The sequence below is a fragment of the Paraburkholderia fungorum genome (genome assembly GCF_003610895.1).
GTDB classification, from domain to species: Bacteria; Pseudomonadota; Gammaproteobacteria; order Burkholderiales; family Burkholderiaceae; genus Paraburkholderia; species Paraburkholderia fungorum_B.
On sequence record NZ_MCAS01000009.1, the window covers coordinates 35,048 to 56,601 of the forward strand.

General features: G+C 63.8%; 19 protein-coding genes and 2 tRNA genes. 8 read left to right on the forward strand and 13 right to left on the reverse strand.

The genetic code is table 11. The annotated features are described in order from the left end of the window. Positions 1–94: 94 nt before the first annotated feature. The 3 genes from BCY88_RS10335 to BCY88_RS10345 all read left to right on the forward strand — a co-directional run bounded on the left by BCY88_RS10335 (position 95) and on the right by BCY88_RS10345 (position 3,084). Entirely contained in the window at positions 95–1,405 is a 1,311-nt protein-coding gene (locus BCY88_RS10335; protein WP_120344168.1) for an MFS transporter, read from the forward strand. Continuing rightward, the gene (locus BCY88_RS10340) at positions 1,405–2,448 is read left to right on the forward strand and encodes a GlxA family transcriptional regulator (RefSeq protein ID WP_120344169.1); all 1,044 of its coding nucleotides are present in this window, start codon (positions 1,405–1,407) and stop codon (positions 2,446–2,448) included. The genes BCY88_RS10335 and BCY88_RS10340 overlap by 1 nt, the downstream gene beginning before the upstream one ends. Positions 2,449–2,577: 129 nt before the next feature. Next, positions 2,578–3,084: an acyl-CoA thioesterase gene (locus BCY88_RS10345; protein ID WP_120344170.1), complete on the forward strand. Its 507-nt coding sequence runs from the start codon at positions 2,578–2,580 to the stop codon at positions 3,082–3,084. A 98-nt stretch (positions 3,085–3,182) separates the two neighbouring features. Here the strand turns inward: BCY88_RS10345 and fumC are convergent, their stop codons facing one another. The 5 genes from fumC to BCY88_RS10370 form a co-directional block, all read right to left on the reverse strand. After that, positions 3,183–4,583, reverse strand: coding sequence for a class II fumarate hydratase (fumC, locus tag BCY88_RS10350; protein WP_120344171.1), 1,401 nt, complete (start codon positions 4,581–4,583; stop codon positions 3,183–3,185). Between the two features lie 43 nt (positions 4,584–4,626). After that, the gene (locus BCY88_RS10355; protein ID WP_120344172.1) at positions 4,627–6,213 is read right to left on the reverse strand and encodes a phospholipase D family protein; all 1,587 of its coding nucleotides are present in this window, start codon (positions 6,211–6,213) and stop codon (positions 4,627–4,629) included. 411 nt (positions 6,214–6,624) lie between these two features. After that, complete coding sequence (gene panS / locus BCY88_RS10360; RefSeq protein WP_120344173.1) at positions 6,625–7,584, reverse strand: ketopantoate/pantoate/pantothenate transporter PanS; 960 nt, start codon at positions 7,582–7,584, stop codon at positions 6,625–6,627. A 307-nt stretch (positions 7,585–7,891) separates the two neighbouring features. Then, entirely contained in the window at positions 7,892–9,304 is a 1,413-nt protein-coding gene (locus tag BCY88_RS10365; RefSeq protein ID WP_120344174.1) for an MATE family efflux transporter, read from the reverse strand. Positions 9,305–9,561: 257 nt separating this feature from the next. Next, entirely contained in the window at positions 9,562–9,780 is a 219-nt protein-coding gene (locus BCY88_RS10370) for an RNA-binding S4 domain-containing protein (protein WP_011489423.1), read from the reverse strand. Between the two features lie 316 nt (positions 9,781–10,096). On the opposite strand from BCY88_RS10370, the gene BCY88_RS10375 reads away from it, so the two are divergent. Next, positions 10,097–10,552 carry a hypothetical protein gene (locus BCY88_RS10375; RefSeq protein ID WP_120344175.1) on the forward strand — a complete coding sequence of 152 codons (456 nt, stop codon included), beginning with the start codon at positions 10,097–10,099 and terminating at the stop codon, positions 10,550–10,552. A gap of 135 nt (positions 10,553–10,687) precedes the next feature. Next, a complete protein-coding gene (locus BCY88_RS10380) occupies positions 10,688–12,901 on the forward strand; it encodes an ATP-dependent helicase (RefSeq protein WP_120344176.1) in 2,214 nt (737 codons plus the stop codon). Positions 12,902–12,918: 17 nt separating this feature from the next. Here the strand turns inward: BCY88_RS10380 and BCY88_RS10385 are convergent, their stop codons facing one another. The 8 genes from BCY88_RS10385 to fdxA all read right to left on the reverse strand — a co-directional run bounded on the left by BCY88_RS10385 (position 12,919) and on the right by fdxA (position 17,680). Continuing rightward, complete coding sequence (locus BCY88_RS10385) at positions 12,919–13,689, reverse strand: DUF4088 family protein (RefSeq protein ID WP_120344177.1); 771 nt, start codon at positions 13,687–13,689, stop codon at positions 12,919–12,921. Positions 13,690–13,935: 246 nt separating this feature from the next. After that, positions 13,936–14,259 carry an AzlD domain-containing protein gene (locus BCY88_RS10390; RefSeq protein ID WP_120344178.1) on the reverse strand — a complete coding sequence of 108 codons (324 nt, stop codon included), beginning with the start codon at positions 14,257–14,259 and terminating at the stop codon, positions 13,936–13,938. Continuing rightward, positions 14,256–15,095, reverse strand: a complete 840-nt coding sequence (locus BCY88_RS10395; RefSeq protein WP_259461363.1) for an AzlC family ABC transporter permease — start codon at positions 15,093–15,095, stop codon at positions 14,256–14,258. The genes BCY88_RS10390 and BCY88_RS10395 overlap by 4 nt, the downstream gene beginning before the upstream one ends. A gap of 182 nt (positions 15,096–15,277) precedes the next feature. Next, positions 15,278–16,105 (reverse strand): helix-turn-helix transcriptional regulator, encoded by an 828-nt coding sequence (locus BCY88_RS10400; protein ID WP_120344179.1) that lies wholly within the window; start codon positions 16,103–16,105, stop codon positions 15,278–15,280. Between the two features lie 129 nt (positions 16,106–16,234). Then, positions 16,235–16,711 carry a CreA family protein gene (locus BCY88_RS10405; protein WP_120344180.1) on the reverse strand — a complete coding sequence of 159 codons (477 nt, stop codon included), beginning with the start codon at positions 16,709–16,711 and terminating at the stop codon, positions 16,235–16,237. Between the two features lie 314 nt (positions 16,712–17,025). Beyond that, positions 17,026–17,101, reverse strand: a tRNA-Asn gene (locus BCY88_RS10410). A 62-nt stretch (positions 17,102–17,163) separates the two neighbouring features. Next, positions 17,164–17,239, reverse strand: a tRNA-Asn gene (locus BCY88_RS10415). Positions 17,240–17,356: 117 nt separating this feature from the next. After that, positions 17,357–17,680, reverse strand: a complete 324-nt coding sequence (gene fdxA / locus BCY88_RS10420) for a ferredoxin FdxA (RefSeq protein ID WP_020069367.1) — start codon at positions 17,678–17,680, stop codon at positions 17,357–17,359. 279 nt (positions 17,681–17,959) lie between these two features. On the opposite strand from fdxA, the gene pncB reads away from it, so the two are divergent. The 3 genes from pncB (at position 17,960) to BCY88_RS10440 (ending at position 21,496) form a co-directional block, all read left to right on the forward strand. Continuing rightward, on the forward strand, positions 17,960–19,159 hold the full coding sequence (pncB, locus tag BCY88_RS10430; protein WP_120344181.1) for a nicotinate phosphoribosyltransferase: 1,200 nt from the start codon (positions 17,960–17,962) through the stop codon (positions 19,157–19,159). Between the two features lie 171 nt (positions 19,160–19,330). Continuing rightward, complete coding sequence (locus BCY88_RS10435; RefSeq protein WP_120344182.1) at positions 19,331–19,993, forward strand: LutC/YkgG family protein; 663 nt, start codon at positions 19,331–19,333, stop codon at positions 19,991–19,993. 75 nt (positions 19,994–20,068) lie between these two features. Further along, positions 20,069–21,496, forward strand: coding sequence for a sodium:proton antiporter (locus BCY88_RS10440; protein WP_120344183.1), 1,428 nt, complete (start codon positions 20,069–20,071; stop codon positions 21,494–21,496). Positions 21,497–21,554 lie beyond the last annotated feature (58 nt).

The window sequence follows — 21,554 nt, forward strand, 5'->3', positions numbered from 1 at the left end:
CGGCTGGCTGGAATTGATGCATCATTGTCATTTCTGCCACCACCGGCCATGTGACGATCGGAGCATCGCCACTTTCGCCGACCGAGGCCCGCCGATGCCGCCGCCCGCTGTTTTTTCCACCGCACCTTCCGCCGTACCTTCCACCGCATCTTCCACCGTTACCGCTGCTCCCCTCGCCGCCCGTCAAAGCGGCTCCGACCATTCCGATCCCAACGGCCGGCGCGCCGCGCGCGTGCTGGCGGTTTGCCAGGCGCTCTACACCTCGTCGGTTTCGATCGATCTGACCTTGACGGGTCTGGTCGGCTACACGCTTGCCGACGACAAGGCACTCGCGACGCTGCCGTTCTCGCTGATTACCGTCGCTGCCGCGCTGACCACGATCTTTGCGTCGTTCCTGATGGCGCGCATCGGCCGGCGCGCGGGTTTCGTGCTCGGCGCGGGCGTCGGCGCGCTGGGCGGGGCTGTCTCCGTCTGGGCGATCTTTCATCACAGTTTCTGGGCGTTCTGTACCGGCACGGCGACGGTCGGCGTGTTCCAGGCGTTCGCCCAGTACTACCGGCTGGCGGCCGCGGATGCCGTCGGCATCGAAGGCAAGAGCCGGGCGATTTCAACCGTGCTCACCGGCGGCGTGGTGGCTGCCGTCTGCGGGCCGCTTCTCGCCGCATGGAGCAAGGACTGGCTCGCGCCGGTCGCGTTCGCGGGCTCCTATGCGCTTGTCACCGGTTTCGGGCTCGTATCGATTGTCATGCTGGCGCTGCTTTATCGCGACGCGGCGCCGCACGCGAGTGCGGCGGTGGCTCACGAACCGGCCCGGCCGCTCGGCGCAATCGTCCGGCAGCCGATCTTTGCCGCCGCGCTCGCCAACAATGCGCTCGGCTACGCCGTGATGATGTTCGTGATGACCGCGACGCCGATTGCGGCGGTCGCCTGCGGCCACACGATCGGCGATGGCGCGGCGATCATTCAATGGCACCTGGTCGGCATGTTCGCGCCGTCGCTGTTTTCCGCAGGGCTGATCAGGCGCTTCGGCGTGCTGCCGGTGATCGGCGCGGGGATTGTGCTGTCCGCGCTGTGCGGCGTGCTGGCGTTGCGCTCGACCGATCTGCCGCACTTTTACGCAGCGCTCGCGTGTCTCGGTGTGGGTTGGAATTTGATGTTCGTCGGCGGATCGACGCTGCTCGCGCAATCGTACCGGCCCTCCGAACGGGCCAAGACGCAGGCAACCAGCGAATTCACGACCTTCGCGTTCTCCGCGCTGGGCTCGCTGTTCGCCGGGCAATTGCTGGCGCGCTTCGGCTGGGCAACGATCAACGCCGCGATTTTTCCGCCGCTTGCGATAGCCGCACTGGCTACGCTGGCGTATGCGTGGTCAAGCAGGCGGCAACGCTCGGAGGAGGTGTCCTGATGGCTGCACGTCATATTGTTTTCGCGGTCGCGCCTGAGCTCGTGTTGCTCGATGCCTGCGGGCCGCTCGAAGCGTTCTGGCGCGCCGAGTTGACGATGGCGGCCGCGGCTGGCTCAACCAGTCAGCCTGGCCAGCCCGCCGGGCCGGTCGCCTATCGCACGACCGTCGCGTCGATCGACGGCGGTGTGTTGCAAACCTTCCCGGGTTTGCCGGTCGTCACGGAGCGGCTCGATTCGCTCGACGACCAGCCGATCGACACACTGATTGTCCCGGGCGTCCCGATCGACGAGCATTGCACCTTGCAGCCGGAACTGGTCGCGTGGATCAGACGCCGTGCGCCGCAGGCACGGCGCGTGTGCTCGGTCTGCACGGGGGCCTTCTATCTTGCGGCGGCCGGTCTGCTCGACGGGCGCCGCGCGACTACCCATTGGGGTGAAGCGTCGCACCTCGCGCGCCGCTTTCCCAACGTGCGGGTCGACGCCGATCCGATCTTCATCCGCGATGTGGGGCACGGGGAAGGCGGGAGCGTCGTCTGGACTTCGGCGGGGGTGACAGCGGGGATCGATCTGGCATTGGCGCTGATCGAAGAAGATGTCGGTCACGCCGTCGCGATGCAGGCGGCGCGACGGCTTGTGGTGTTTATGAAGCGGCCCGGCGGCCAGTCGCAATTCAGCGCCGCGCTGGCGGCCCAGGCTTCGGCGGGCGGGCCATTCGAGGCGCTGCACAGCTGGATGGCGGCCAATCTACGCGACGACTTGTCGGTCGAGCGTCTGGCCGAGCATGCGCGGATGAGTCCGCGGACATTCGCGCGGCGCTACGTCGACGAGGTCGGCCGCACGCCGGCTAAAACCGTGTCGGCACTGCGTCTGGAGGCGGCCGCACGGGGGCTCGCCGAATCACGCCGGCCGCTCAAGCGGATTGCGCTCGATTGCGGCTTCGGCAGCGAGCAGAACTTGCGGCGCGCGTTTGTGCGGCGTTTCGGCGTGTTGCCGCTCGAGTACCGGGAGCGGTTTGACTCCACAGCCGTGCCGCGGCGTCAATGAAAGCTCGACGAAAGGAGGGCGGCTGTTCAGGCCGAAATTCGGCAAGATAACCCGGTCCAACTGGCGACGGAGGCAATATTGCGCTCGTATAATCGCCTCCTTTAATGCATCCGATTGACCGGAGTCAAGATGAGCACCCCTGCCTTAGCGCCGTTGGACCGTTCCGAAACCACCTTTCGCTTTCTCGCCGAACCCAGTTCGGTCAACTTTGGCGGCAAGGTGCATGGCGGCGCGTTGATGAAATGGATCGACGAGACCGCCTATGCGTGCTCGGCCGTTTGGTCCGGGCGCTACTGCGTGACGGTCAGCGTCGGCAATATTCGCTTTCGCCGGCCGATCCTGGTCGGCAATCTGGTCGAACTGCGCGCGCGCGTCGTGGCGACGGGCCGCACCAGCATGCATATCCACGTGTCGGTGCAGGCGGGCGATCCGAAGGGCGGCGAGCTGCTGCAAACCACGGACTGCCTGGTAGTGATGGTGGCCGTCAATGAGAACGGCCACCCGGTGCCGGTGCCGGCCTTCGTGCCGGAAACCGAGGAACAGAAGCGCCTCGCCAAGTACGCGATGGACGTGAAGCAGGCGCTCGACGCAATCGTCGAGCTGAAGCCGGAAGAAGTGGCGCAGGGTAAGGTTTAAGCCGCGCGTTTAAGCCATCCAGGCACGCCGCGCGATGATTGCGTTCGCACGGCGTGCCGTTCAAGGCGAGTGATCAGTCCACGTGAGTAATCCGCGGATCACCCTGCCGAATGCCCGACCATATCCTTCGGCCGTACCCACTCGTCGAACTGCTGCTCGGTAACGTAGCCGAGCGCGAGCGCCGCTGCCTTCAGCGTGGTGCCTTCCTTGTGCGCTTTCTTCGCGATCTGAGCGGCCTTGTCGTAGCCGATGTGCGGATTGAGCGCCGTCACCAGCATCAGCGATTCGTTGAGTAGCGTATCGATGCGCTCGCGATTCGGCTCGATGCCCACCGCGCAGTTGTCGTTGAAACTGTGCGCGCCGTCGGCGAGCAAACGGATCGACTGCAGCACGTTGTGCGCGATCATCGGCCGGAACACGTTGAGTTCGAAGTTGCCGCTCGCGCCGCCGATATTCACCGCGACGTCGTTGCCGAACACCTGTGAACACAGCATCGTCAGCGCTTCGGACTGGGTGGGATTGACCTTGCCCGGCATGATCGAGCTGCCCGGTTCGTTTTCTGGAATCGACAGTTCGCCGAGCCCGCAGCGCGGGCCGCTAGCAAGCCAGCGGATGTCGTTGGCGATCTTGTTCAGACTCGCCGCCACCGTCTTCAATGCACCGTGCGCGAACACCAGCGCATCGGCCCCGGCCATGACTTCGAATTTGTTCGGCGCGGAGACGAACGGCAGGCCGGTGAGCTTGCCGATCGCTGCCGCCACTTTGTCTGCGAATTGCGGATGCGCGTTCAGGCCCGTGCCGACCGCCGTGCCGCCCTGCGCGAGTTCGTACAGATGCGGCAGCGCCGATTCCAGATGACGGAGGCCGTGATCGAGTTGCGCGACGTAGCCCGAGAACTCCTGGCCAAGCGTCAGCGGGGTGGCGTCCTGCAGGTGCGTGCGGCCGATCTTGACGACGTCGGCGAAGGCTTTGGCTTTCCTGTCGAGCGTGTCGCGCAGCGTCTTCAGCGCGGGCAGCAGGTGCTTGACGATCCCGTAGGCGGCGGCCACGTGCATCGCCGTCGGAAACACGTCATTCGACGACTGGCCGCGATTCACGTCGTCGTTCGGATGCACCTTGCGCGCTTCGCCGCGCTCGCCGCCGAGCAGCTCGCTCGCGCGATTCGCGATCACCTCGTTGAGGTTCATGTTGGTCTGCGTGCCGGAGCCGGTTTGCCACACGGCAAGCGGAAATTCCTCCGGATGCTTGCCGTCGATGATCTCATCGGCCGCTTGCATGATCGCCTTCGCCTTGTGCTCGTCGAGCACGCCCAGACCCTGGTTGACCTCGGCGGCGGCGCGCTTGATGACGGCCAGCGCAGTGATCAGTTCGGGCGATTGTTTCTCGGACGAAATACGGAAATTCTGCAGCGAGCGCTGGGTCTGCGCGCCCCATAGACGAGCGTTCGGCACGGCGATTTCGCCGAACGTGTCGCGCTCCATTCGTACGTCTTCAGTCATGGTTCAACTCCGCTTTTCAAAGTTGTGCGTCTAAAGTTGTGCGTCAAAGTTGTGCGTTAACCGGCAATAAGGAGAATAGACCCGTTAGCGCGTTCCGGTAAAAACCCGCTTGCGGATCGAAGATATAGGTACGGCGCGTGCCGTCCTCGACGTCGGTCCAGACGAGCGGCGAAAGGGGGGCGCCGATCGAGCGCAGATAGGCGAGTTGCGCCGGGTCGGCGAGCGTGACGTGGTAGCTCGCGTCGGGCGCGATGGCATGTTCGAAGAGTTGCGCGACCTGTTCGGCGAGCGCGGGGCTATGGATCACCAGCGTCTGTTCGGTGTTCAGATTGGCCGAGCGCGGATCGAGGTTCATTGAGCCGATCACCAGAATCTTGTGGTCGATCACATAAGTCTTGGCGTGCAGGCTGACGCGCGAGTGAGATCCGATCAAACGCGCGCGTGGCGCGTCCCGCTGCGGTTTGAATTCGTACAACTCCACGCCCTGCTGCAGCAGCGGCACGCGAAACGGGCTATAGCCGGCTTGCACGGCCACCGCGTCGGTTGCGGCGAGCGAGTTGGTCAGCACGACAATCCGTACGCCCCGCCGCGTCAGTTCGCCGGCCGCCTTGACGCCGCTCTCGTGCGGTACGAAGTAGGGCGAAATGATCAGAAAATCTTTCTGCGCGTCATGCATCAGCTCGGCCAATCGTTGCATCGGCGGGCTGACATAGTCCGGCGACGGATGTTCGATTTTCTCCGGCAGGTCCGCCTTGAATTCAGCCGGCGCCCACGTCAAGCCGAGTTGATTCTGGGCAATCTGCGAGGCGAGCGGTGTGGCGTTCAGCGGCTTTGCATTGTATGGATCGGCGTTGGCGCGCCAATGCGCGCGCAAATCGTCGCGCGTCTGGTCGAGTTCGTTAGCTTCGAACTTCTGTTTGTTCAGCACCTGCAGCGGATAAGCGATGCTGCTGTTCCAGTAGTTGTCGAAACTCGCGGAGATGTCGGCGGTAATCGGACCGGCCGCGAGTACGTCGAGATCGCGGAACTGCAGCGTTTCGCTGGCGCTGAAATATTCGTCGCCGAGGTTGCGTCCGCCGACGATGGCCAACTGGTTGTCGGTGATCATCGACTTGTTGTGCATGCGGCGCGTGAAATGATCGATCTGCGTGAACACGTTGGTGGTGCGCTGGAATACACCTTCCTGCGCGCTGCCGAACGGATTGAAGACGCGGATCGCGATGTTGGGATGCGAGTTCAGGCCCGCCATCGTGCGATCGATGTCCTTGAAGTTCAGATCGTCGACCAGCATGCGCACTTTCACACCGTGATCGGCCGCGTAGAGTGCGGCGCCGAGCAGCAGCTTGCCAGTGGTGTCCTCATTGGCGATGTAGTACTGCATGTCGAGCGTTTTCGTCGCCGCGCGTGCGAGGGCAATACGCATCTGCAAGGCGTCAGTGCCGCTCGACAATACCCGGAAGCCGGACTCGTCCGGATGCGCGGCTTCGAGTGGCGCGAGGGCCGTGCGAAGCGGCGTTGTGTCGGTGACGGGCAGTGCGTGGGTGACCGGACGGTCGAATGCGGTGGCGGGAGGCTTGGCGGCGCAGGCGGTCAAACATGCCGCTGCGAAGCACAGCAGGAAAAGACGCATCGCCGATCTCCAGTCCCGCAGGGGGAATGCCTTCGCGGCGCAGAGCGGTCTCCAGGGCGTGCCTGACGCGGACGTGCGATGCAGTGCGGTCTGATTCTCGTCTTGATGCCACGGCACGCTGTTTCTCCCGTTTGCAGGCCTCTCCTGGCGGCAGCGCGTGTGGCTTGATCGCGCTGTCGAGAAATGCATTCTAAGGGGAATCAGGCGGGCGAGCTTTGTTCTTCGGTTTGACCGGGGCGTGGGGTTGGGGCCTGGTCTGTTTGTCTGCGGATTGGTATTTGTCGGTATCTGTCGGTATCTGTCCGCACGCGGCGAACGTGAAGACAGATACCGCGGACAGAGCAAAGAAGGCCGGCGACACGTAGTGCCTCGCGATCGCCGGGTTGTGACTTGCCGGTCTTTGGCGGGTGATTACCCGCGCTCGGCGTTCAACGCGCGCTCGCCATCAGGGTGCGTCGACCCTTTCGCGGGGCGGCCCGCCCAATAACCCGCGAGCAGCGAGCCCGACAGGTTATGCCAGACGGAAAACAACGCGCCCGGCAACGCCGCGATCGGCGTGAAATACAGCTTGCCGAGCGTTGCCGCGAGCCCCGAGTTTTGCATGCCCACTTCGATAGCGAGCGTGCGGCAGACGGCTTCGTCGAAGCCGAGCAGACGGCCACCCCAGTAACCGCCGAGCAAACCGATGCCGTTGTGCAACACCACGCCCAGCATCACCACGAGGCCCACCGACGCGATGCTCTTCTGCGTGCCACCCACCACCGCGCCGATGATCAGCACAATCGCAACCATCGAGATCAGCGGCAGAATCGGTTCGATCTTGCGCACGGCCTTGTTGAACAGCTGGTTGACCACGAGCCCCACCACGATCGGCAAGGCGACGATCTGCAGGATGCTCATCAACATGCCGTGCACGTCGACGGCAATCGATGCGTCCACATAAAGGCGTGTGAGCAGCGGCGTCGCGAACACGCCGACCAGCGTCGACAACGCGCTGATTGTCACCGACAACGCCACGTCGCCGCGCGCCAGATAGATCATGACGTTCGACGCCGTGCCGCTTGCCACGCTACCCACCAGCACCATGCCGGCAGTCAGATCAGGAGGCATGCGCAGTGCCTTGGCGATCACCCATGCGGCGAGCGGCATCACGAGGTAGTGCAGCACGATGCCGGCGACCACGGGCGCGGGCCGCGTGAAGACGCGCTGGAAATCGGCCACTGACAGTGTGACGCCCATGGCCAGCATGATGATCGTCAGCAGCGTGGTGACATGCGGCGCAATACTGGTGAACGAGGCCGGTGAAAAGTACGCGGCAAACGAAACAAGCACGGCCCAGAGCGGGAATAAACGGGTGACGCGGGCAAGCATGACGGGTGGTCCCTGGTTATGTTTTATAGCGAGAATTGGAGGTCGGTCGAACGGCATGCGGCAAGGTGCGGTGCATGCTCGGGGTGCCGCTCGCAAGGAGCGGCAGGCCCCGACGGCCGGTGTCGGGCCGCCGGGCGGCGCGGGTCTTCGTGAGGCGCGCGAGTGGCATTACGCGGGTGCGCGCAGTTTTGCCAACGCACGCATTTTACCGTTCGCAGCCCGTTTGCCGGGAAACGATGGTTGCGCGTGCAACCATCCGGGGTGCGTTGTGTTGCCTGGCCCAGGCGAGCGTCAGGGCGTCAGGACGTCAGGCCGACGTGGCGGGCGGCGTGCCGGGAGTGACCGGCACGCGCCGCAAGCTCAGCTTGTGAAAGCGCAGCGTCATCAGCAGCGCAACGCTTGCGAGGCCGGCGGCGAGCCCCCACCACAAACCGCGTGCGCCCATTCCGAAGTGAAAGGCCAGCACGTAACCGGTCGGAAAGCCGATCACCCAGTAGCCGAAGGTCGCGGCGATCATCGGCACGCGCGTGTCCTTCAGGCCGCGCAGGCAGCCTGAGCCGACCGTCTGCATGCCGTCGACGATCTGGAAGATCGCGGCGACACCAAGCAGCGAACTCGCCAGGGTGACCGTGGCCGCATTGGCCGGATCGTCGAGATGCAGGTACAAGCCGACGATCCAGTGCGGTGCGGCGATCAGCACGATGCCCGACAGCGTCATGAAGCCGACGCCGAGCGCGAGCGCGACGAAACCCGCGTGGCGCGCGGCGAGCGGCTGCCCGGCGCCGGACCAGTAGCCGACCCGGACATTGGCTGCCTGTCCAATCGCGAGCGGCACCATGAAGGCCACCGAGGCGACGTTCAACGCGATCTGATGCGCGGCCAGTTGCGACTCGCCGAGCAGGCCGACCATCAGGCCGGTGGCGAGGAACAGGGTGGATTCGACGCCGTAGGTGATCGCGACCGGCCAGCCGATGCCGAACAGTTCGCCCATCAACGGCACGTTCGGCCGCGTTGCGACGACAAAATGTTTATAGCGTGGCCGCAGATGCAACAGGGCCATCAGCACGAGCGCGCTCAGCCAGACGGTGATCGAGGTAGCCGCCGCCGAACCGAGAAAGCCGAGGCGCGGCAAGCCGTAGACGCCGTGAATCAGCCCGTAGTTGAGGAACCCGTTGACGAACACGCTGACGATCGACACCCACAGGAGGCGCTTCGCCGCACCAATGGCCGGCAGGAACGAGCGCATCAAGCCCACGCCGATCAGGCTGCCGAGCGAGCCCCAGCGCAGGACCGCCGCGTATTCGCCGACGTTGTGCGCGAGCAGTGCGGGTTCGCCGAACGCCAGCAGGATCGGCGTGGCGAACGACAGCAGGAAGAACGCGGGCACCGACAGCAGAACCGACAGCAAGAAGCCGGTCCAGTAGATATGCGGCACGCGGCCTTCGTCCTGCGCGCCGCGCGCATGCGACACGCTCACGCTGACGGAGGTGAGCACGCCCTGCAGCAAGGTGACCACGACGAAGAACAGGTTGGCGCCGAGGCCGCCGGCGGCAAGCGCGTCGGGGCCGAGCGAGCCGAGCAGGATCGTGTCGGTGACGCCCATCGCCATTTGCGCCAGTTGTGCGATGGCGAGCGGAGCCGCGAGCCGGGCGGTATCGGCGGCGTGGCGGGACAGCGTCGGCGGCCGGGCGGCCACCCGGGTGAAGCCGGATTGAGTCATGGGGCGCCTGGACGCGGAAGAGGCGACAGCGTGGCGGCAGGCGTAAGCCGCGCGGATCACGCGACTCCCGCGGCCTGTGTGCCGCCGGCGGAGGGCGGACGGGGCGGCTCACCGCGGGCGTAGGGCGGCTGTCAGCCGATTGTTTGTCTGTCGAAACTGACAGCTTATTGCTTCAGCACGGGGATGTCGATGGAGGAGGCACGATTTTGGTGCGTGCGGCCTTCCGAGTTCTCGGACTCGTTTTCAGACGAGGTGCGTCAAGCTTCGTGCACCGCGATTCGCGTATCGCCGAGCAGCACGACCTGGCCCGCGCGGATCTTGCAGGTCTTACGTGTTTCGACCCGGCCGTCGACGGTCACCGCGCCGTCCGCGACCATCATTTTGGCTGACCCGCCACTGTCGGCAAGCCCCGTTATCTTCAGCAGATTGTGCAATTCGACGTAGTCGCCGGTCAGTGTGAAATCGAGGTTGGGCATGGCGTTTGCGCCTTCAGGCAAAGGGTTCGCATGATAAGCCAGAAGCTTGCTCTGAGCGAAAGCTCGCGTGATACCGGGCGTCGCACAGGCAATTGCAAGCAGATGTTATGCAGTTGTCAGAAAATGAAACGTTCCGTAACAGGGGTCGTACATAACGAACTTCACTCGTAAAGTGCGGGTCTGTAGGAAAGCCTGCTGGATTTTTCTTGCAGCGAATAGACCGGGCGAGGTAGGCATGAAGCAGGCATGAAGCGCTGTCAATGTGCCGCACCGGATACGACGCCCGCGTCACAACAATTTTAGAGAGGATTTAGCCATGACTCAGATTCGTACGCTCCTGATCGGTACCGCCCTGACTGCTTTTGCTGCTACCGCCGCTTTCGCGCAGACCGCGCAACCGGCCGCGGGGATGAACGGCCAGGCACAGATCCAGACCCAAGGCGCCGATGCCGCGCCCGCAGCGCCGGCCGCGCAGGGTGTGCAGCCGGTCACGCCGGCACCGACGCGTCTGACGGCATCGGGCTCGGCCGATCCGCTGGTCCAGAAGCGCGAGGCCAATGCGCAGGTCAATGCCGAATACAAGGCGTCGAAGAAGGCGTCCAGGACAGAGTTGAAGCAGCAGCAAAAGGCTGCCAAGTCGCAATACAAGGAGCAGGTGCACGACGCCAAGATCAACCAGAAGGCTGACAAGCAGGCAGCCAACAACGAAATGAAGATGAACATGCAAGGCCAGGCCGCCGATCAGGACAACGGCGCCGACGTCAAACACTAAGCCGCCCTTGGCGCAACGGGTGTGATGGCGAGTCTGGCCGTCGCACCGGATAAAAATGGCCCGGGCCGCAACTGCGCTCCGGGCCATTTTTCGTGTGCGGCATGGAAAAAAGGGCCGCTTGTCTCCGCGGGTTGTATGGATATACAGTATGCGTCGCCGCATCCACTCCATCTCAGGCCCGAATCCAACGTGCTCTCCGTCGCCGAATCCCCGCCGCCACCGTCCGCTTCCGCTACCCATTTCGACGCGGCCGAGTGGCTGGCCAAACTCAACGACGCACAGCGCGAAGCCGTCGAATACGGTGCCGACAGCGCCGGCGCGCCGCCGGGCGCGTTACTGGTGATAGCAGGGGCCGGCTCCGGCAAGACCAATACCCTGGCGCACCGGGTCGCCAATCTGGTGGTGAAGGGCGCCGATCCGCGCCGCATCCTGTTGCTGACCTTTTCGCGCCGCGCCGCGCTCGAAATGACCCGCCGCGTCACGCGCATTGCCGGTGCGGCGCTCGGTACGCGAGCCGCGCTGGCGCAAGGGCTGACGTGGTCCGGCACCTTCCATAGCGTCGGCGCGCGGCTCCTGCGCGAATACGCCGATCTGATCGGCCTCGCGCCCGCCTTCACGATCAACGACCGTGAAGATTCCGCCGACCTGATGAATCTGGTGCGCCACGAGCTCGGTTTGTCGGCGAAAGAGCGGCGCTTTCCGGCCAAGGGCACGTGCTTTGCGATCTACTCGCGCGTGGTGAACACGGGCGCGTCGCTCGCCGACGTGCTCGGCAGCGCGTTTCCCTGGTGCAGCGAGTGGGAAGCCGATCTGCGCAGGCTGTTCGCCGCGTACGTCGAAGCCAAGCAGAAGCAGAGCGTGCTCGACTACGACGACCTGCTGCTCTACTGGTCGCATATGGCTGCCGAGCCGGCAATCGCGGCCGATCTGTCGGCGCGCTTCGATCACGTGCTGGTCGACGAATACCAGGACACCAATCGCCTGCAGGCGTCGATCCTGTTCGCGCTGAAACCCGATGGCCGCGGCCTGACCGTGGTCGGCGACGACGCCCAATCGATCTATTCGTTTCGCGGCGCGACCGTGCGCAACATTCTCGACTTCCCGGCGCACTTCGATCCACCCGCAAAGCAGATCACGCTAGAGCGCAATTACCGCTCGACCGGGCCGATTCTGGCGGCGTCGAATGCCGTGATCGAGCTGGCCAGCGAACGCTACACAAAGAATCTGTGGACCGACAAGGCCTCGGCGCAGCGCCCGCGTCTGGTGACGGTCGCCGACGAAGCGGATCAGGCGCGCTACATCGTCGAACAGGTGCTCGAAGCGCGCGAGCAGGGCATGAAGCTCAAGTCGCAGGCGGTGCTGTTTCGGGCCGCGCATCACAGCGCGGCGCTCGAGATCGAACTGACCCGGCGCAATATTCCGTTCGTGAAGTTCGGCGGCCTGAAGTTTCTCGACTCGGTGCATGTCAAGGACGTGCTCGCCGTGCTGCGCTGGGCGGAGAATCCACGCGATCGTGTCGCGGGCTTCCGGGTCGTGCAGTTGCTGCCGGGCGTCGGTCCCGCCACCGCCGCGAAGGTGCTGGACGAGGTCGTGGCCCGGGTGGGCGCCGGCAATCCGGCCGATTTCACGCATAGCGCCGGCGGCGCGCTGGCCGCCTTTGCGCCGCCGGCTCGCACGCGGGAAGACTGGCATCCGTTCGTCAAGCTGATGTCGAGCGTATATGGGCGGCAGACGCCGTGGCCGGCCGAGTTCGAAATGGTGCGGCGCTGGTACGAGCCGCATCTCGAACGCAATCACGAGGACGCGTCGATCCGTCACGCGGACGTGTTGCAGATGGAAAGCATCGCGGGCACGTACGCGTCGCGCGAGCGTTTCCTGACCGAATTGACGCTCGATCCGCCTGACGCCACCAGCGACGAATCCGGCGTGCCGCTGATCGACGAGGACTACCTGATCCTCTCCACGATTCATTCGGCGAAGGGGCAGGAGTGGCGCAACGTGTTCGTGCTGAATGGCGTCGACGGTTGTATTCCGTCCGATCTCGGCACCGGCAGCGAAGAGGACATCGACGAGGAGCGCCGTCTGCTATACGTGGCCATGACGCGCGCGAAGGAAGACCTGCATATCGTCGTGCCGCAGCGCTTTTACGTGCACAACCAGACCCATATGGGCGACCGTCATGTGTGGGCGTCGCGCACGCGGTTCATTCCGGCGCATCTGATGCCCTTGTTCGATGCCTACGCCTGGCCGCGCGTGCCGGTGCCGTGCGCGCCGACAGCGGCGGGGCTCGCCGCGGCGGCGCAGGCGAAGATCGAGATTGGCGCGAGGCTCAGGAAGATGTGGGATTGACCCCGGGCTTACCGGGCTTAACGGGACTGCCGCTGCTGTTGCTGTTGCGGCACCGGCCGCGGTGGCACAAAGAAATTGCGCAGCCATGCGGCAAGACGTGAAAACACGTCATACGGTTCTTCGACGAAAATCTCCGGCTTCAGCAAGCGCAGGTATTCCATGATCTGCTGCGCTTCCTGCTTCTGGAACGAGCCATGCGAAATGCCCAGGCGCAACAGCCCACGCAGCTCACCGAGCTTCTCGCGCGCGGTGCTGCCCACGCTCGTTTCGCACGCCACCTTGGCCTCGTAGACACGTTGACGCAGCGATTCCACCACACGCCAGGCCGGCGTTTGCATGATTTCCTCGAGTGCCTGGATGTCCTGCGCCGCGCTTTTGATCTGCGCCGCGAGCGGGTCGATCAGCGCGGTGTCGCCTTCCGCTTCCTTGACGATCGCCGCCGCCCAGTCGCGGCAGTGCTTGGCGAGCTCTTCCGGTGTCCATTCCGAGCGGGCAGCAAAGCCGAAACCAAATTCCCCCGCCTGCCGCATCAGAATCGCCACGACGTCCGGAAATTCCTTGTCCAGTGTGCGTTTCGCCCATGCGTACTGACCGCCTTGCAACATCCGCTGAACCGCGTGCTCCGTCAGCGGCACCATGTTGTCGAGCAGCTTGGCGCGCAAAAAGTCCTCGAACGACGGCGTCGCGAACTGCGGATCGAGCTTCAGCGAAACCCGCAGAAACGCTTCGAAATCCTTGCGCAGTGTCGCAATAGTCTCGTCTTTGAGCGTGAGGGTGATTTGACCCATGTGTTATCCCGTTTGGTCCTGCCGCGCGGCCTCGTCACGTCGCCCGATTGCATCCGGGCCCAGTTAGACGTGACGCCAAATGCCGGCGCGGTTGCTTCCTGCCTGTTGCCGCGTAACCAGCGGAGGTATCCCGATGAGCGGACCTCGACTGCATATCGGCGGATTAAAGGGAAACTTAAGGGTTCGCGAAGTTTTGGCGGTGGCTTTAGAGGGATGAGTCGCCTGGAAGCGCCGCGCCCGGCGCGCTTATTTAAGCACGACGCCTTGCCAGACAAAAAAGACGGTCAAACCCACCGCGATGGTCAGGAGCGGCCGCCGCGTCAACGCGCTGACCGCGATGGCCGCCAGCGCCCCGACCAGCTGGGGATTGCGCCAGGTCAATTCGGCACTGGTGCCGTGCGGCGAGACCGCCATCGGGACGATGATCGCGGTCAGCACGGTAACGGGGACGAAACCCAGCGCGGTGCGCATGAGCGGCGGAAACACCAGCCGGTCGCCGAGCACGAAGACCGCGGCGCGGATCACCCACGTGATGGCGGCCATGCCGAGGATCAGAACGACGTAGTTCATCGCGATACCTCCAGGGTTTCCTGCGAGGCTTTTCGCGGCGTTTCCCGCTGGCGCTCCTGCGGCTGTTCGCGCGACGCGTCCTGGGACGATTCGCGCTTTTCCCGCACGCCTCGCCCGAATCGCGGCGCCGACAGCACGACACCGATCGCCACGCCCGCGAATACCGCGCCGAGCAGGCCGAGCTTGTACGGCCACGCCTGCCAGAAGAAAGCCAGCGTACCGGCGGTGGCCGCCGCCGCGATATAGCGCAACGCGACGAGCTGCGGCACGACAATCGCGATGAAGGTCGCGACCATCGCGAAGTCGAGTCCGAGCGACTGCAGGCCCGGAAAGGTCGCGCCGAAGAGCAGGCCGGCGATGGTCCAGAGCTGCCAGTTCAGATACATGGCCAGACCCGCGCCAAAGAAGTAGTGCGGGCCGACCGTGCCGGGCTCCCGATGCCGGTAATGTTCCCATGCGACCGCGAAGACTTCGTCGGTGAGCAGGGCGCCGAGCGCCCAGCGCCAGCGTGCCGACAGATGCGCGACGTGCGGCGCAAGCGTCGCGCTGTACAGCACGTGACGCAGGTTGACGACGAGCGTGGTCGCCCAGATCACCGCAAAACTGGCGTGGCCGGCGATCAGGCCCAGCGCGATGAACTGTGCGGAACCGGCGAATACGACGAGCGACATTAGCTGCCCGTGCCAGAGATGCAGCGGGCCGGACGCGACCAGGGTGCCGAAAATCACGCCGAAGGGCGCCGCGCCGACCATCATCGGGATGATGTCGCGCGCGCCGGCGGTGAATTCTTTTAAGTGGCCTGTGCTTGAGGGCTGGCCGGGGTTGGAATGGGTCAATCGTGCCTCCTTGATTGGGGAAGCATAGCGACCGGGGTCGGGTGGCGCTTGTACGTTCTTGCGGTGAAAGTGAGGCGGGGCGGATCATGCGTTTCGGCCGCTCGGGCCGATTTGACGGCGCTTGCGCGGGCAGACCTGAATACCGGCAGCGTTGCAGGTGTCCGGCCCCCTGGTGTTTTGCGTCAGGTGCCTTGCCAGCGTCCTGGCGGCACGCCGAACATGCGCCGGAAATGGCGCGTGAAATGGCTCTGATCCGTGAAACCGCTGGCCGCGGCGACCTCCGTGACGGAAACGCCCGCGCGTAAAGGCGCGAGCGCGCGTTGCAGGCGCACCTGGTTGCGCCACGCATGCGGCGGCAAGCCGGTTGTCTGCGTGAAAAGACGTGCCGCGTGAAAGGGCGACAGTCCCGCTGCCAGCGCGACTTCGGCCAGTGTGACGGGTTCGGCGAGGTTGCCCGTCAGGTGCTCCTGCATTGCCGCGACGCGGGCGTCGTCGGTGGCGGGGCGCGACGCTTGCGGGCGCGTTTGCGAGTAGCGGACCAGCAGGGTGGAGAGCGCGTCGAGCATCGCGGCCTCGGCGGCGAGCGGATCGTCGCCGGCCTCCAGCAGGCGGTGCGCGTGCGCCAGCCGTCGCGCCAGATCGGGATCGCGGATCACGCCCGGCGCAAACCACGGCAAGGCTTGGGGTTTGCCGGCGACCTCGTTGGCCAGTTCGTGGATGAACGGCACGGGCGCGTACATCACGCGATACCGCCAGCCTGCCTCGACAGCCTTCGAACCCGTGTGCAACTCGCCGGGATTGATGATCGGCACGCTGCCCGCTTCGGCCACGTAGTCCGAGCCCAGATACCGATAACCCTCGGCGCCCGCGACGATCACGGGAATCGTGTACGCATCGTGCCAATGCGGTGTGAACTCGTGATCGTGATATTCGGCCGTGAGCAGATCCGCGCCGGGCAGAAGCGGCGTGCGCCAGTAGTGGGCGGAATCCTGGAAGCGATGGGCGGTCATGGTGAAAGTCCGTGGACCGGCATACCGGTGGCCGGCTGGACCGCTCAGTGTAGCGCGCCGTGGCCGTCGCAGGTGCTGTTAATCATGCGGCGTAGGCCTTTGCGTAGTGGGTTTTGTCGTAGGCGGCGATCATTTGACCGGGATCGTCGTGCCGGCCGGCATCGGCACGGCGGTCACGCTGTTTTTCGCGCTGCCGCTGACGACCCGGTCGCTATAGGTCATATACACCAGCGTGTTGCGCTTCGTGTCGACCACACGCACCACATGCAGCGATTTGAAGATCAGCGACATGCTCACGGAGAACACGTCGGCCTGCTTCTTCACCGGTCCGGTGAAATGAAGCTCGCCAACCTGACGGCAGGCGATCGACGCTTCGGTCGGATCTTCGGCGATGCCGAGCGTGCCCTTCACGCCGCCGGTGCGCGCCCGCGACACGTAACAGGTCACACCCTGGACCACCGGATCGTCGTAGGCTTCGACGACCACGCGGTCAGAGCCCGTGACGCGGAAGTTGGTATTGACACTGCCGACTTCCTCGCTGTGTGCTGGGGACAGCAGCAGGGTGGCAGTAGCTGCAAGCGCAATGCGCGACAAGGTCTGTTTCATGAGCTGGCCGGGAAAGAGTGTGGGGTTGAGCGCGAGAGGGCGTTGCGCCGCTTAGGTGTTGCGCCGCTAAGGTGTTGCGCCGCTAAGGTGTTGCGCCGATAAGGCAGCATCGTATAACGGCATGTGTGTCAAAGGGGCGGTGCAAATGCCCTGGATCGTGCGCTATTTTCCAGCTGGAACAAAAACGGTCCTCCCCCGGCTCAGCGACCTGATCCGGCGTTGAAACGAGCCACGCCGAGCCGCGTCAGGTAGTCCGGCCAAAACGCGCAGCCAAAACAAAAAGGCCCGCACGAATGCGGGCCTTTCAAATTTTTTGGCTCCTCGACCTGGGCTCGAACCAGGGACCTACGGATTAACAGTCCGGCGCTCTACCGACTGAGCTATCGAGGAACAGCAGTACAACTTGATCTACATAAAAAAGCCCGTATTGGTTAACGGGCTTTTGCAATTCTTGGCTCCTCGACCTGGGCTCGAACCAGGGACCTACGGATTAACAGTCCGGCGCTCTACCGACTGAGCTATCGAGGAACAGAACAACAAACAGCAGAGAAGCGAAATTGTAGGGGCAGCTTAGGCACCTGTCAATACCTTGCGTTCATCTCGATTTGGGTCGAATCCGGCAAGGCGGCAGGTGGGCCGCGCCGCTCAGCGTGCGAGCAGGGCCAGCTTTTCCTTCACGTCCTTGAATTCGTCGGCTTCCGGCAGCGGCGCCTTGGTCTTGGTGATGCTCGGCCAGTTCTTCGCCAGATCGGCATTCAGCTCGATGAAGTTCTGCTGGTCGCCCGGCACGTCTTCTTCGGCATAGATGGCATTCACCGGGCACTCGGCTACGCACACGGCGCAGTCGATGCATTCATCGGGGTCGATCGCGAGGAAGTTGGGACCTTCGCGAAAGCAGTCCACCGGGCACACATCGACGCAGTCGGTATAGCGGCACTTGATGCAGCTTTCGGTCACAACGTGAGTCATTCAGGCAGCTCCTGCATGCGGAATCAGGGGAGGCGAAACGCCAAAAGCGCTATTGTAACGTAACGTCAAGAGCCGCATATGCCATCGGGCTATGCCTTTTATACGTTTTCGTGATTAGTTTATGGCGTCCGGCGCGACCGCCCGGCGGCACGCTGAATCCCGGCGCATTCGGGTAACATGCGTGAGGCCGGTGCGCACGGGGCGCGCCACACGCGCATGGGTTGACGTGTCTGGTCGAGCCAAGCCTTCCGTTTTTCCCGCAGTCCAGTTCGCACCATCATGATTATTACTTCGCTGCTCGACACCGATCTGTACAAGTTCACGATGATGCAAGTGGTGTTGCATCACTTTCCCGCGGCGAATGTCGAATACCGGTTTCGCTGCCGCACGCCGAATGTCGACCTCGTGCCGTACATCAGCGAGATTCGCGATGAAGTGCGCAAGCTGTGCGACCTGCGCTTTACCGATGACGAGCTCGATTACCTGCGGCGCATGCGCTTCATCAAGGGCGACTTCATCGAGTTTCTCGCGCTGTTCCATCTGAACGAGAAATACATTTCGATTTCGCCGTCGCCGAAGGGCAACGGCGAAATCGACATCGAGATCAAGGGGCCGTGGCTGCACACGATCCTGTTCGAGATTCCGATGCTCGCAATCGTCAACGAGGTCTATTTCCGCAACACCCAGCAAAAGCCCGACTACAGCGAAGGGCGCGGCCGTCTCGTCGAGAAGATCAAGCTGCTGGGCGCGCGCCCGGAATTCGCCGACTGCAAGATCGCCGACTACGGCACGCGGCGCCGCTTCTCGAAACAGTGGCACGAAGAAGTGATTCTCACGCTGAAAGACGGCTTGGGCGAGCAATTCGCCGGCACCAGCAACGTCTTTTACGCGATGAAGCACAACCTCACGCCGCTCGGCACGATGGCGCATGAATACCTGCAGGCGTGCCAGGCGCTCGGCCCGCGGCTGCGCGACTCGCAGATCTACGGCTTCGAAATGTGGGCAAAGGAGTATCGCGGCGACCTGGGTATCGCCCTGTCGGACGTGTACGGCATGGAGGCGTTCCTGCGCGACTTCGACATGTACTTCTGCAAACTGTTTGACGGCGCGCGCCACGATTCCGGCGACCCGTTCGATTGGGGCGAGCGCCTGCTCAAGCACTACGAGGCGAACCGCTGCGATCCGCGCACCAAGATCCTCGTGTTTTCCGACGCGCTCGACATTCCGAAGGTGCTGCAACTGTACGAGCGTTTCCGTGGCCGCTGCAAGCTGGCATTCGGTGTAGGAACCAATCTGACAAACGATCTTGGCTACAACCCGTTGCAGATCGTCATCAAGATGGTTCGCTGCAATGGCCAGCCGGTGGCGAAACTGTCGGATTCGCCGGGCAAGAACATGTGCGAAGACAAGGCCTATCTCGCGTATTTGCGCCAGGTGTTCGGCATTGCTCAGCCCGAGGAAGACAGCGCTGCGAAGTAATGTGGCGCCCTCGCGGCTCATGTGCGATTCCTGTGCCGGGAGCTCACGCAGACTTGCGCAGATCGTGTGCCTGAGAGGCGGCGCCAGGCCGTTCGGCCAGGGTGGCCGCGCGCAGGGTGGCCGGTATAATTCTCGCCATATCGCACGGCTGTCGACACGAGGATTTCGCATATGGATACATCGATTGCCCGCCGTAACATTCTGGCGCGCATCCGCGCGGCGCAGGGGCGCGAGCCTGAACCGTCCGCTGCCGAGCGCGAGGCCGCTGCGGACTATCTGGCGCGCCATCCCCAGGGGCCGCGTCCGGAGATGCCGGCCGATCTGACCACGCGCTTCATTGAAGAAGCGCGAAAAATGGCGACCACGGTCGATACGGTCGAAACGCTGAACGAGGTGCCTTCAGCCGCGCATCGCTACCTCACTGAACACGCCTTGCCGCTGCAGGCAATCGCCTGGCAAACCCTGCGAGATCTGCAATGGCGCGAAGCCGGTTTGAACGTCGAATTCCGCAAACCTGAAGAGGGCGATGTGGTCGGGCTCACCGGCTGCTTCTGCGCGACTGCGGAGACCGGCACCCTCGTGCTGTTGTCCGGAGCGCAAACCTACGCGTCGGCAGGCTTGCTGCCGGAAACGCATATTGCGATCGTGCCGGCTTCGCGCATCGTCTCCGGGCACGAAGAGGCCTTCGCGCTGATCCGCAGCGAACGCGGTGAACTTCCGCGTGCGGTCAACTTCGTCTCAGGGCCTTCACGCACCGGCGATATCGAACAGACCATCGTGCTTGGCGCACATGGGCCGTACCGGGTCCATGTGATCGTCGTACGCGGCGCCTGAGCGGCGCGCGTCGATGCCTGTTGGTGCATCTTCGCGGCGCGCGCCGCCATCCGCGATAACAAGGACTTAAAAAATATGAAACGACATGCCGTAGGGGCGAGCATGGTGCTTGCCGCTGCACTGACGCTGGCAGTGTGGCCTCAACTGGCCGCCGCAGCCACGCTCGACGGCGCGACCTTGTCGGCGCTCTGGGGCCTGCCGTTTGCAGGCGTGCTCTTGTCGATCGCGGTGTTTCCGCTGGTCGCGCCGACATTCTGGCATCACCATTTCGGCAAGATCGCGGCTGCATGGGCGCTGCTGTTTCTGGTGCCGTTCGCGCTGACCTTCGGCACCGGCATTGCATTCGGTACGCTGGTCCATGCGTTGCTCGAAGAATACATTCCGTTCATCGTCTTGCTGACGGCGCTCTATACGGTCGCAGGCGGCATTTGCGTGCGCGGCAATCTGCATGGCACGCCGCGGCTGAATACGGCCATTCTTGCTCTGGGCACCGTGCTGGCCAGCATCATGGGTACGACCGGCGCGGCGATGCTGCTGATCCGCCCATTGCTGCGCGCCAACGACAACCGCAAGCATGTCGTTCATGTGGTGGTGTTCTTCATTTTTCTGGTCGCGAACGCAGGTGGTTCGTTGTCACCGCTCGGCGATCCGCCGCTCTTTCTCGGCTTCCTGCAGGGTGTCAGTTTTTTCTGGACCACCACGCATCTCGCGTTGCCGATGCTGTTCGTCTGCGTCGTGCTGCTCACCGCCTTCTATGCACTGGATTCGTACTATTTTCACCGGCGTGAAGAAGAGCGCTCGCGCTTTCTCGACCCGACTCCGGATTCGCCGCCGCTGGGCATTGAAGGGAAGATCAACTTCGTGCTTCTTGCGGCCGTGATTGCGCTGGTTCTGATGAGCGGCCTGTGGAAGTCCGAGGTCGTGTTCGACGTCTTCGGTACGCACGTCGCCTTGCAAAATGCGGTGCGAGATGTTGCGCTGATCGGCGTGACCTTGCTCTCGCTGGCGTTGACGCCGCGCGCTGCGCGCGCGGGCAATGACTTCAACTGGGCGCCGATTGAAGAGGTCGCCAAGCTGTTCGCCGGCATCTTCGTGACGATCGCGCCGGTCATCACGATCCTGCGCGCCGGCGAGGCGGGCGCGTTCGCCGCTATCGTCCATCTGGTCAATCCGGCCGGCCAGCCGCACGACATGATGTACTTCTGGGCGACCGGCCTGCTATCGTCGTTTCTCGACAATGCGCCGACCTACCTGGTGTTCTTCAACCTGGCCGGTGGCGACGCGCAGACGCTAATGACCGCCGGCGCCACCACGCTCGCGGCGATCTCGGCCGGCGCGGTGTTCATGGGCGCCAACACGTATATCGGCAATGCGCCGAATTTCATGGTGAAAGCGATCGCGGAGTCACGCGGCGTTCGCATGCCGAGCTTTTTTGCGTATCTCGGCTGGTCGGTTGCGGTGCTCGTGCCGGTCTTTCTCGTCACAGGCTGGCTGTTTTTTTGACGTCTGATTTCCCTCTTATTTTCGACGCCGAGGCAATTGAACTCGACGCGCTATTCGG